The organism is Bizionia myxarmorum (assembly GCF_008086205.1).
Classification (GTDB): domain Bacteria; phylum Bacteroidota; class Bacteroidia; order Flavobacteriales; family Flavobacteriaceae; genus Algorimicrobium; species Algorimicrobium myxarmorum.
This window is the reverse complement of sequence record NZ_VSKK01000001.1, coordinates 556,149-568,378: the sequence shown is the minus strand read 5'-3', so window position 1 is coordinate 568,378 and position 12,230 is coordinate 556,149. Positions and strand designations below refer to the sequence as shown.

The window sequence follows — 12,230 nt, the reverse complement described above, 5'->3', positions numbered from 1 at the left end:
ATGGTTTTAGCGAAATAATTTAAACGGTATGAGTAAAATCTCGGCAGCAATTACCGCTGTAGGTGCGTATGTGCCAGATTATGTGTTAACCAACAAAATTCTTGAATCGTTGGTTGATACAAATGATGAATGGATTACAACCAGAACTGGCATCAAGGAACGTAGGATTTTAAAGGAGGAAGGCAAAGGCACTTCCTTTTTAGCCATAAACGCTGCCAAAGACTTAATTCAAAAAACAGGTCTTGATCCCAAAGAAATAGATTTAGTCATTGTTGCAACTGCAACACCCGATATGAAAGCAGCTTCAACTGCCGCATATACGGCCACTGAAATAGGCGCTGTAAATGCTTTTTCTTATGATTTAGAAGCCGCTTGCTCTAGTTTTCTATTCGGCATGTCTACAGCCGCTAGTTATATTGAAGCTGGACGTTACAAAAAAGTACTTTTAATAGGAGCTGATAAAAACTCCTCAATGATTGATTATAATGATCGTGCCACTTGTATCATCTTTGGTGACGGTGCTGGAGCCGTATTGTTTGAACCCAATACTGAAAATCTCGGTTTGCAAGATGAGTATTTAAGAAGTGATGGTTCTGGACGCGAGTTTCTACGAGCTACTCATGGTGGTTCATCTTACCCATCTACACCAGAAGCCGTTCAAGAAGGAAAACATTATATATATCAAGATGGAAAAACGGTATTTAAAAATGCTGTTTTTAACATGGCAGATGTAGTTGTTAAAATATTAGAACGTAATAACTTAACAAATAATGATGTAACTTGGTTGGCAGCACATCAAGCAAATAAGCGCATTATTTCGGCTACTGCTAGTAGAATTGATTTAGAGGAAAGCAAAGTCATGATAAATATTGAAAAATATGGTAATACCACTTCGGCTACTTTACCGTTATTATTAAACGATTACGAATCCCAATTGAAAAAAGGCGATAACGTTATTTTTGCGGCCTTTGGCGGTGGATTTACTTGGGGCTCCATTTATTTAAAATGGGCATATAACTCTTAACTAACTAAAAAAAATAAACTAAAAATCTGAATAATTATGGATTTAAAAGATATTCAAAATTTAATAAAATTTGTAGCGAAGTCTGGTGCTAGTGAAGTAAAACTAGAAACTGACGATGTTAAAATTACTATTAAAACAGGTGGAGAAGAAAGATCTGAAACCACAACTTATGTGCAACAAATTCCTGTAAATGCACCAATGGGTCAAATGCCAATGCAACAACAAGCGCCAACAGCAGCTGCACCAGCCGCAGAAGCCGCTTCTGAAGATTCTAAATATATTACTATCAAGTCGCCAATTATTGGAACACTTTATAGAAAACCATCACCAGACAAACCCGTTTTTGTTGAGGTAGGTCAGAATATTAAAGAAGGTGATGTACTTTGTATTATTGAAGCTATGAAATTATTCAATGAAATTGAATCTGAAGTTTCTGGTAAAGTAGTGAAAGTACTTGTTGATGATTCTTCACCAGTTGAATTTGATCAACCTTTATTTTTAGTAGATCCATCATAACTGTTTAATCCCGTTAACTCGGGGTCAATTCTCATCCTGAAAAAATACTTGTTTTACATCGGGTATTTGGTGGACGCCAAAATACGCGTGAATACGTGTCAGGTTGTAATATGTATGGGTGAAATTTTAAATACAAAAAGGTATGTTTAAAAAAATATTAGTTGCTAATAGAGGGGAAATAGCCTTACGTGTTATTAGAACCTGTAAGGAAATGGGCATAAAAACGGTAGCTGTTTATTCAACAGCAGACGCCGAAAGTCTTCACGTTAAATTTGCAGATGAAGCGGTTTGTATAGGACCGCCACCAAGTAGTGAATCGTATTTAAAAATGTCGAATATTATTGCTGCGGCTGAAATAACCAATGCGGATGCTATTCATCCTGGTTATGGATTCCTTTCGGAAAATGCGAAATTCTCCAAAATTTGTGAAGAACACGATATCAAATTCATCGGTGCTTCTGCGGAAATGATAAACCGAATGGGTGATAAGGCCAATGCAAAAGCAACTATGTTGGAAGCTGGCGTTCCTTGTGTTCCAGGAAGTGAAGGTATCATTGACGATTATGCACATTGTGAAAAACTAGCTAGTGAAGTTGGTTATCCAGTTATGCTCAAAGCGTCTGCCGGAGGTGGGGGAAAAGGTATGCGTGCTGTTTGGAAAAAAGAAAATCTAAAAGACGCATGGGATTCTGCTAGACAAGAATCGAAAGCTGCTTTTGGGAATAATGATATGTACATGGAAAAACTCATTGAAGAGCCTAGACATATTGAAATTCAAATTGTAGGCGATTCTACAGGAAAAGCCTGTCATTTATCGGAACGCGATTGTTCTATTCAACGTCGTCACCAAAAATTAACAGAAGAAGTACCATCGCCATTTATGACTGCGGCTTTGCGTAAAAAAATGGGTGATGCCGCTGTGAAAGCTGCAGAATATATCAAGTATGAAGGTGCTGGAACGGTGGAGTTTTTAGTTGATAAAAACCGTAATTTCTATTTCATGGAAATGAATACGCGTATTCAAGTAGAACACCCAATTACCGAACAAGTAATAGATTTCGATTTAATTCGCGAACAGATTTTAGTAGCATATGGCGTTCCAATTTCTGGTAAAAATTATACCCCAAAATTACATTCTATAGAATGTCGTATTAATGCAGAAGACCCGTTTAATGATTTCAGACCGTCACCGGGAAGAATCACAACGCTTCATGCGCCAGGAGGACATGGCGTTCGTTTAGACACGCACGTATATGCTGGTTATGTTATTCCGCCTTATTATGATTCTATGATTGCGAAATTAATTACTACAGCGCAAACACGGGAAGAAGCAATTAATAAAATGAAACGTGCTTTAGACGAATTTGTTATTGAAGGTATTAAAACAACCATTCCTTTTCATAGACAGTTAATGGATCATCCAGAATATTTAGCTGGTAATTATACCACTAAATTTATGGAAGATTTTGTTATAGAAAAGCCCACTGATAATTAAAAAAAAAGCCCCGAAATTGTTTCGGGGCTTTTTTTAGTTTAAAGTAAAAACGGTATCTATACTATTTACAATTTGAGGGACTTCATCAATTTTAAAATTCATCTTCAAGCTATATTCATTTTTATCTAGCTTTTTTATTGAAAGCGTTCCTTGTTTTATGGGATAATAACCTGTTTGACCTCTACAAAAACACAGCCGCGCAAATAAGGCTTTTACTTGCTGTAAGTCTGTCTCTTCAAAATTTACTTCTATATTATCTGTATTCAATTCTAAATAAATAAGTTCCCGATAAATACCATCTACCGTATCTGGAATGTCATTTCGCTTATATTCAAAAACAAGTAGCGTCTTATCACCTTCAGTTATATGAGGATATAAAACACCAATACCGTCTTTTTCAAGTGTTAGATTCTGGTTGGGTGTGATTTCTAAAGAACAAACTCCATCATCAGGACAATGATTGTTTTTAATAAGCCTCCAAATTACCGTCTTATCTGTTATGATATTTGGTTTCGTTGCACACGAAAACAAGAACAATGAGAAAATAAAAAGCTGAAAATATTTCATATTACAATATAAGTTTTTAAAATGACTATTGAATCCTTGCAATTTCGCAAATAACATGGTAATTTGGAGGCTTATTAAAAAAAAACATTGATACCATGAAAAAATATTACTCAAGAATGAGTTTGATGTTCATGACCATTTTATTTTTTTCGTTGCAAGGATTTGCACAAAACAATAAATTATGGACAAAATCATCTCAATTAGACTTTTCAGTTGAAGAATTACAGTTTAGAAAATCCGAGCCTACCAAAGGGAAACACTTTGAATTGGACCTTGAGGGTTTAAAAGCTATTCTTGCTACAGCTCCAAATAGAAGTCAAGCTACTAAATCTAATGTTATCATTAATTTTCCTAATGCAAATGGAAATTTAGAAGCATTTAGAGTGATGGAAGCATCTATTATGCATCCAGATTTACAAGCAAGTTACCCACAATTAAGATCTTATGTTGGTACCAGTTTGGAAAACCCATCTAAAACCATTCGTTTTAGTGTTACGCCAAAAGGATTACACACAATGACATTGTCAGGTGATGAAGGCGCTCAATTTATAGATCCTTTCACAAAAAACGGTAATAACTATATTGTTTATGCTAAAAGAGATTTACCTGCTTTAGAAAACGATTTCATCTGTGGTTTTGAAAATGATATAAATCTAGATGATTCAACTGATTTTGATTTAGATGCTGCAAGAAATGCTAATGATGGTAATTTGCGTAATTTCAGATTAGCTATTGCAACTACTATAGAATATTCTTCATTTCATTGGATGGCTGCTGGCTTAACGGCTGCTGCTTCACAAGCTGATAAAAAAACAGCAGTAATGGATGCGATGATTACAACTATGACGCGTGTTAATGGAATCTACGAGCGTGATCTATCAATTACAATGACATTTGTTGCTAATAATAATTCAATCATCTTTATTGATTCTGATACCTTTAATAACACGAATGCGAATGTTTTAATTAATCAAAGTCAATCGGTAATCGATAGTAATATTGGATTATCAAATTATGATATTGGCCATACTTTTAGTACAGGTGGAGGCGGATTAGCTTCTTTAAATTCTCCTTGTACATCTGGAAAGGCTAGAGGAATCACTGGTTCTTCAGCTCCTGTAGGTGATGCATATGATATTGATTATGTAGCTCATGAAATGGGTCACCAATTTGGTGCACCGCACACTTTTAATGGTAGTACTGGAAACTGTGCTGGCGGAAATAGAACTGCAAGTAATGCTTATGAGCCAGGTAGTGGATCAACTATTATGGCATACGCTGGTATTTGTTCACCTCAAGATGTACAATCTAATGGTGATGCGTATTTCCACCAAAAAAGTTTACAAATGATTTGGGCTAACATTACATCTGGAAATAGCACATGTGCAAGTTTGTCTGCTACTGGAAATGCTGCTCCAACTGCTGATGCTGGTACAAATTATAATATTCCAATTTCAACACCATATATGTTAGTAGGAAGTTCTACAGATGCTGATGGTACAACTACTCATACCTATACTTGGGAACAATATGATCTTGGACCTACAGGAACACCGACAGAAACTACTGCTTCTGGTCCATTAGTACGTTCTGTTGAAGGTACTAATAATCCAATTCGTTATATACCTAATATTGCTGGTTTAATTCAAACTGGTGGCTCTACAACTTGGGAGAAATTAGCTTCTGTTAATAGAAATATAAACTTTCAACTTACTGTTAGAGACAACGATATGCGTGGTGGACAAACAGCTACTGACAATATGAGTGCTACAGTAGTAAATTCTGCTGGCCCATTTGCAGTAACATCTCAAAATACAGCTACAACTTGGTCACAAGGAAATACTGAAACGATTACTTGGAATGTTGCAGGAACGGATATGGGAACTGTTAACACACCAAACGTAGATATTCTTTTATCAACAAACGGTGGTGTATCTTTTGAAACTGTATTGGCTACGCAAGTTCCAAACTCGGGATCTTATGATATTATTGTTCCAAACATTTTAGCTGAGAATTGTATTGTTATGGTTAAAGGTTATAATAATATTTTCTTTAATATTAATATGGCGCGTATTGCCATTGGTTATAATTTAGATGCTGGTGAAGTTTGTACAACCTATAGTTTTGATTTAGGTCTTCAGCTTGCTTCAAACTCTGCTTCTTTCCAAACCGTAGGCGTAAACGTTCCTGATTCAGGAATCATTACAGATGTAAATGTGAAATATGATATTACATCTTCTGCATTAAATCAATTACATATGGCTATAGTAAGTCCAGAAAACACACGTGCTTATTTATATCCTGCTGGACCTTGTTCTACAGGAGCTAATATGCAAGTAACTTGGGATTTTGAATCAACAAACGCTGTTGTTTGTGGAACAGATCCAGTTACTGGAATTGCAGAACCAGTAGCTACACAAACGCCATTACCTTTAAATGCTATTTATGGCGATCAAATGAATGGCTCTTGGGGTTTACAAGTAGCAAACATTGGTCCATCAACTATGATATTTAACTCGGCAGATTTAGAAATTTGTTATGCAGGAACTCAAGCCTTTTTAGCGCCAAGCAGATCAACACAAACTACTGTTCAAGTTAATGTGGAATCTTCAGCAATTATTGCAGATACCAATTTAGTAGTAACAAGTCCTAATACAACCAATGCTTCTGAAATTCAATTTACAGTTAAGGAATTACCAACTGTTGGAACATTGTTTTTAAATGGCGCTGCTTTAGGTTTAAATAGCACATTTACACAAGCTGATATTAACAGCGGAAATGTTACATATACAACCACTTCGGCAGTTGATGCTACAGACGGATTTAGAGTTGATGTAGACGATAATAACGGCGGATCACTTCCAAACTTATTAGTAAATATTCAAGTTACAGATGGTTTAAGTGTTGATGAATTTGGTTTTGATGTGTTCAGCGTTTATCCAAACCCATCTAATGGTAATATCACCATTCTTTTAAATACTTTTGATGATGTTTCTGTTACTGTATTTGATATTAGCGGACGTTCTGTTTACCAAAATAACTTTGTAAACAACGCATCTTTCAAGCAAGAGTTAGATTTAAGTTCAGTTTCAACTGGCGTTTACTTATTAAAAGTTCAAGCTGGTTCTAAATCAGGAACTAAAAAGATTATTATTAAATAATTTTTACACAGATTAATTTATTAAAAGCCCCTTTATAAAGGGGCTTTTTTTATTATATTCGGTTATATTTTTAATTATGAATTTATCGTATTGGGAAATTAAATCCTGGTTAAGTAATATAAATTACACCATTGTTGGCAGTGGTATTGTTGGTTTAAATTGTGCCTTACAATTAAAGCGGCAATTCCCTGAAGCAAAAATTTTAATTTTAGAGCGTGGAATGTTACCACAAGGCGCAAGTACCAAAAATGCAGGATTTGCGTGTTTTGGTAGTTTAAGTGAAATTTTAGATGATTTACAATCCCATTCAGAAACGGATGTTTTAGAACTCATTCAAAAACGAATTGACGGATTACATTTATTAAGACAAAATTTATCGGATCAAGTTATAGATTATCAACAATTAGGCGGTTATGAGTTATTTGATACTAATAGTCAAGATTTATTTGAAACCTGTTTATCTCAAAGAGAAACGATTAATGAATTGCTATTTCCAATACTAAAAGAAGCCGTATTTACTGTGAAGTCGAATAATTTTGGATTTCAAAGAATTCAAAACCAGCTTATTTACAACCCGTTTGAAGGCCAAATTGACACAGGGATGATGATGGAAGCTTTATTACTTAAAGTGCAGTCAGCTGGCATTAAAATACTCAACAAAGTAACTGTTCAAGCTTTTACAGAACTGAATGATGCCGTTGAGTTAAAAACAAATGCTTTTGAATTTAAAACCGATAAACTACTCATTGCAACCAATGGTTTTGCATCGCAATTAATAAATGAAGCTGTAAAACCTGCAAGAGCTCAAGTGTTAATTACAAAACCCATTGAAAATTTGCAGATTAAAGGTACTTTTCATTTGGATAAAGGCTATTATTACTTTCGAAATATTAATAATCGAATTCTGTTAGGCGGTGGAAGAAATTTAGATTTTAAAGCCGAAGAAACTACTGAAATGACCGAAACAGCGTTGATTCAAAATCATTTAGAACAGCTTTTAAAAACCACCATTTTACCAAATACACCTTTTGAAATTGATTACCGATGGTCCGGCATTATGGGCGTTGGAACTAAAAAGGAAGCCATAGTTAAACAACTTTCCAACCATGTATATTGTGGCGTACGTTTAGGCGGAATGGGCGTTGCTATTGGCAGTATTATAGGAAAAGAACTTGCACAATTACTAGATTAATATGCTGAAAAAAATACTCAAATTTATATTTAAAGTCTTTTTAGGCCTTATCATTTTATCCGTAGCATTGGTGTTACTCTTTAAATGGGTTCCAGTTCCTATTACACCATTAATGGTTATTAGGAATATAGAACAGCATCAAAAAGGATTCAGTGTAACTTGGGAACATGACTGGGTTTCTATTGAAAACATTTCTCCTAATTTACAGTTGGCTGTAATTTGCAGCGAGGATCAAAACTTTTTAAAACACAAAGGTTTTGATATGGAAGCCATTGAAAAAGCATTAGAAAACAACAAAAAAGGCAAACGCATAAAAGGAGCTAGTACTATTAGCCAACAAACGGCAAAAAATGTGTTTTTATGGCCAACTCGCAGTTGGTTGCGTAAAGGTTTAGAAGCCTATTTCACGTTTTTAATTGAACTAACTTGGAGTAAAGAACGGATTATGGAAGTCTATTTAAACAGTATAGAAATGGGCAACGGTATTTATGGCGCGGAAGCCGCTGCCAAATATTGGTATGGAAAATCCGCTGCTAAATTAACCGCTATGGAAGCGGCTTCTATTGCAGCTATTTTACCAAGTCCAATGCGTTATAAAGCGCAACCAGCTTCTAATTTTATTGCCGGCAGAAAGCAATGGATTGTAAGACAAATGGGCTATTTTGGACCATTAAATTATAGCCCAAAAGCCAATGGAAAATAATATAATTAAGAGGCAGTTGCATGAATTATGCGCAACGTCTTTAAATGTCAGGCTAGAAGCTATTCAGAAACAAATTTCAGAAATTCAGGAATCTTTAACCAGTGAAACGAAAAGTAGCGCAGGTGACAAACACGAAACTGGCCGTGCTATGCTGCAACTGGAACGCGAAAAAGCAGGTGCACAACTAGCAGAAATACAAAAACAACTAAAAATTATTAATAAAGTAAATGTGCTTAAAACATCTGAAACTATTTGTTTGGGAAGTGTTGTTTACACAACGAAAGCTAATTATTTTATAGCTGTTAGTGCTGGTGAATTTACCGTTAACAAGCAATCCTTTTACGCTATTTCACCAAAAACACCTATTGGTATTTTATTGTTGGGCAAAACCGTAAATGACACGATAAATTTTAATCAGCAATGCTTTGAAATCCTAACTATTATTTAGAGATTTCTAAACAAACTTCATCATTTTGAAATAATTCGGATGAATGCTCAAACATAATAGTCTGTTCATTGAATTGCGATTCTATCAAACAATAAGACCCTTTAAAATAGCTTTTTTTTACGGTAACTCTTAATGCCGAATTTTGAACAACTTTAAGCTGATGTGCGTAAACGAACGTGCCTTCTAAAAAATTAAATTCACTAAAAAACGCAGCCACCAAAGCGCTTTTTGGGTTTTTATAAAGTTGTTTTGGCTGACCTTGAGCAGCAATAGTTTGGTTGTTTAAAACGACTATTTGATCTGCAAAACCGAGAACATCTTCTTTATCATGCGTTGCTACTATACACGCAATGTTTTTTTCTTTGAGATAATTAAAAACGCGACGCCTTAATGCCTGTTTTTGGTGGTTATCAATATGACTAAAGGGTTCGTCTAGTAATAATATTTCGGGAGTTTCTGCTAAAGCTCGTGCTAATGCAACCCGTTGTTTTTGGCCGCCACTTAATAATTTCACTTTGGTTTTAGCTAAACTAGTAAGTTCTACAACTTCCAACAGTTCGGCGGTACGTATCTTTTTTTCTTCGGGAAAAAAATTAGAAAGATGTTTTCCTATGTTTTCTTCAACCGTTATAAATGGCATGAGCTCAAATTCTTGTGCTACATATTTCATAAACTCATAGCCAACTACTAAATTATGCTTTGGGCCTAAAACTTCAGTGTCATTCCAAAATATTTGGCCTTCATTTAAATTGTATTCACCATAAATAAGTTTTAAAAGCGTGCTTTTTCCAGAACCACTTTCGCCAATAATAGCCGTGTTTTCTCCAGCTTTAATAGTGAAGTTTATGTCCCGTAAAATAGGTGATTTTTGATAAGCGAAAACAAGATTTTTTACGTGTAGCATTTGGCAAAAATACGGCAAAAAAAATTCGCCTCTAGCTGAATAGAAGCGAATTTGAAATGTTTTGATTTATAAATTATTTCTTAATAAATTTACGATTAATCACGCGACCTTCAGATTCTAAGCGTAAGATATAGAATCCGCTTTGCAAGCTTGAAACATCAATGGAGTTATCTTCCAATCTCGCATTTATAACTTTTTTACCGTTAATATCAAAAACAGTTCCAATACGGCCGTTTATGGAAATAGGCGCTGAAATATTCAATATGTTTTCTGCAGGATTCGGATAAATAGTAAGCGTTTCCAACTCGTAATCTTCAACCGTTAAACTTTGTCCTTCCGTTATGCACAACTTTTGATTGATGCTAGGATTAACAATATTATCTACCACGCCAGATGGCCAATAGATTATTAAATTGTCAATAGTATCATCTGTTCCTATACCAAAATGCGTATTTAAAGTACTCATAAATCTAAAGCCTTCACCACTGCGTACATCGCGAATTTGAATACCAGAAGCTGTATGGATTTCAATTCGAGCGCCGATTCCATTTAAATTACTAAATCCGGCAGCTCCAACCGTACAAATACTAATCCAATTGTTGGCATTTCCGCTGTTCAAATAAATATTACCACCATTAAAGGCATCAATAAAACCATCGTTATTTAAATCGCCAAATGCTCCATTATCTGCGGAAAGTAAATTAGGAAGTAGATTAAAGGTTAAATCGCCATTTCCAAATAATATATTTCCATTAGAAACAATATCCAAGTTACCATCGTTGTCAAAATCGTATGTGGCATGCTCCAATCCTGTTGTAGATAGAGCATTGATGCCAGAAACTACTGTGATATCAACAAAAGTTACTGTCGTATTTCCATTGGTATCAACAACTAGATCATTGCGCAAAAATTTATGAGCTCCAGAGCTGGCACCCACAAACACATCCATATCACCATCATTATCAAAATCGCCCCAGGCTGCAGACCAAGTTTGCATAGGATCGGCTAAATTTAAAGCATTGGCAACTTCTGAAAACGTGCCATCGCCATTATTTTTGTGCATTTGATTGGTACGTCTAGCGACCTCGCCACCGCATTTGGCAATAAACATATCTAAATTTCTATCGTTGTTAAAATCTATCCAAATGGAACCATAATTTCCACCTGAAGGATACAGTCCTAAACCAGATGGAACACCTGTAACGCTTTGACCTTGATGAAACACTAGGTTTCCAAGACCATCATTTAAGTAATAAACGTTGGGTGCGGTATCATGGCATACAAAAGCATCTAAATGCCCGTCGTTATTAATATCGATGAAGTTAGACCGTTGAGAAAAAACATATTCACTACCGGTAACTTGCGTATAACTCCCATTGCTATTGGAGCGCATAAAAGTTACGCCATTACCGCCACCGTAAACTAAATCTGTATAACCATCTGCATTATAATCTGCTGCTGCTAAACTCCAAGATGGCATATTTGTAGCGTAAGTTGTTGTAATGTTTCGTGTAATAAAACCTCCAGAAGCTTGTTGTTCCTGAATGTTGATATTGGTATTTGAAATGGAAACAATATCGTCTAATTGATCACCATTCATATCCACAATAGCACGATTTGAACCTGTTGTAGAAATATTTTCAACGCTGAACGTAATAGGTGGTGGTGGTGGTGGCTCACTTTCGGTAATTTGAAAATCGAAAGCATCAGACCGCCACTTATTATCAAAAACAATATAATAAGTTTCTCCGGCTGTAACGTTTATGGACACAATGGATAGAAAACCATTACCGATATCTCCGCTGTCCTCATCGCCACCTTCACAAACCAATGCACTGCAAGTTCCACTATATACGTGAAAACGTGTGTCGCCACCGCTATTTTGAATTAAATCTGTTGAAATAGTTAAATAGGTATCTTCATTAGGAATATATCTATACCATTCTCCTTTAGTTCCATTACTATAAAGCGTAATACAACTGGGGTCTGGTGCTTGACTTCCATTAATAGCAGCTACGTTATATACGCCAGGTTGCGTAATAGGCGTTGCTGAATCGGCTTCAGCGCAGGTATTAGAACTGGTTTGAGCATAAGATATTGCACTAAAAACGCATGCAATAAAAAGTAATTTTGTTTTCATGAGATAATATATTGGTTAATAGCTAAGTGATAATTTTTACTTTACTAATGTAATAAATAATTTTAACTTATTGTATGTTA

At 35.2% G+C, this 12,230-nt stretch carries 10 protein-coding genes; 7 read left to right on the top strand and 3 right to left on the bottom strand.

Annotated features, from left to right (window positions below; genetic code table 11):
- Positions 1 to 28: 28 nt before the first annotated feature.
- The 3 genes from ES674_RS02555 to accC all read left to right on the top strand — a co-directional run bounded on the left by ES674_RS02555 (position 29) and on the right by accC (position 3,035).
- The gene (locus ES674_RS02555) at positions 29 to 1,024 is read left to right on the top strand and encodes a beta-ketoacyl-ACP synthase III (RefSeq protein ID WP_148402418.1); all 996 of its coding nucleotides are present in this window, start codon (positions 29 to 31) and stop codon (positions 1,022 to 1,024) included.
- 36 nt (positions 1,025 to 1,060) lie between these two features.
- Complete coding sequence (gene accB / locus ES674_RS02550; protein ID WP_148402417.1) at positions 1,061 to 1,540, top strand: acetyl-CoA carboxylase biotin carboxyl carrier protein; 480 nt, start codon at positions 1,061 to 1,063, stop codon at positions 1,538 to 1,540.
- 142 nt (positions 1,541 to 1,682) lie between these two features.
- Positions 1,683 to 3,035 carry an acetyl-CoA carboxylase biotin carboxylase subunit gene (gene accC / locus ES674_RS02545; protein ID WP_148402416.1) on the top strand — a complete coding sequence of 451 codons (1,353 nt, stop codon included), beginning with the start codon at positions 1,683 to 1,685 and terminating at the stop codon, positions 3,033 to 3,035.
- A 33-nt stretch (positions 3,036 to 3,068) separates the two neighbouring features.
- Here the strand turns inward: accC and ES674_RS02540 are convergent, their stop codons facing one another.
- Positions 3,069 to 3,602, bottom strand: coding sequence for a hypothetical protein (locus tag ES674_RS02540; RefSeq protein WP_148402415.1), 534 nt, complete (start codon positions 3,600 to 3,602; stop codon positions 3,069 to 3,071).
- 95 nt (positions 3,603 to 3,697) lie between these two features.
- Here ES674_RS02540 and ES674_RS02535 point away from each other — a divergent pair, with 95 nt between their 5' ends.
- The 4 genes from ES674_RS02535 to ES674_RS02520 all read left to right on the top strand — a co-directional run bounded on the left by ES674_RS02535 (position 3,698) and on the right by ES674_RS02520 (position 9,106).
- On the top strand, positions 3,698 to 6,763 hold the full coding sequence (locus ES674_RS02535) for a reprolysin-like metallopeptidase (RefSeq protein WP_148402414.1): 3,066 nt from the start codon (positions 3,698 to 3,700) through the stop codon (positions 6,761 to 6,763).
- A 76-nt stretch (positions 6,764 to 6,839) separates the two neighbouring features.
- Positions 6,840 to 7,955: an NAD(P)/FAD-dependent oxidoreductase gene (locus ES674_RS02530; protein ID WP_148402413.1), complete on the top strand. Its 1,116-nt coding sequence runs from the start codon at positions 6,840 to 6,842 to the stop codon at positions 7,953 to 7,955.
- 1 nt (position 7,956) lies between these two features.
- Positions 7,957 to 8,658, top strand: a complete 702-nt coding sequence (gene mtgA / locus ES674_RS02525) for a monofunctional biosynthetic peptidoglycan transglycosylase (protein WP_148402412.1) — start codon at positions 7,957 to 7,959, stop codon at positions 8,656 to 8,658.
- Positions 8,648 to 9,106: a 3-oxoacyl-ACP synthase gene (locus ES674_RS02520; protein ID WP_170233950.1), complete on the top strand. Its 459-nt coding sequence runs from the start codon at positions 8,648 to 8,650 to the stop codon at positions 9,104 to 9,106. Before mtgA ends, ES674_RS02520 begins: the two co-directional genes overlap by 11 nt.
- Here ES674_RS02520 and ES674_RS02515 read toward each other — a convergent pair.
- Together ES674_RS02515 and ES674_RS02510 are read right to left on the bottom strand one after the other, a co-directional pair.
- Positions 9,099 to 10,010, bottom strand: a complete 912-nt coding sequence (locus ES674_RS02515) for an ABC transporter ATP-binding protein (RefSeq protein WP_148402411.1) — start codon at positions 10,008 to 10,010, stop codon at positions 9,099 to 9,101. The two genes, ES674_RS02520 and ES674_RS02515, sit on opposite strands and share 8 nt — an antisense overlap.
- Positions 10,011 to 10,083: 73 nt before the next feature.
- Positions 10,084 to 12,150, bottom strand: coding sequence for an FG-GAP-like repeat-containing protein (locus ES674_RS02510; protein ID WP_148402410.1), 2,067 nt, complete (start codon positions 12,148 to 12,150; stop codon positions 10,084 to 10,086).
- Between the last annotated feature and the right edge of the window lie 80 nt (positions 12,151 to 12,230).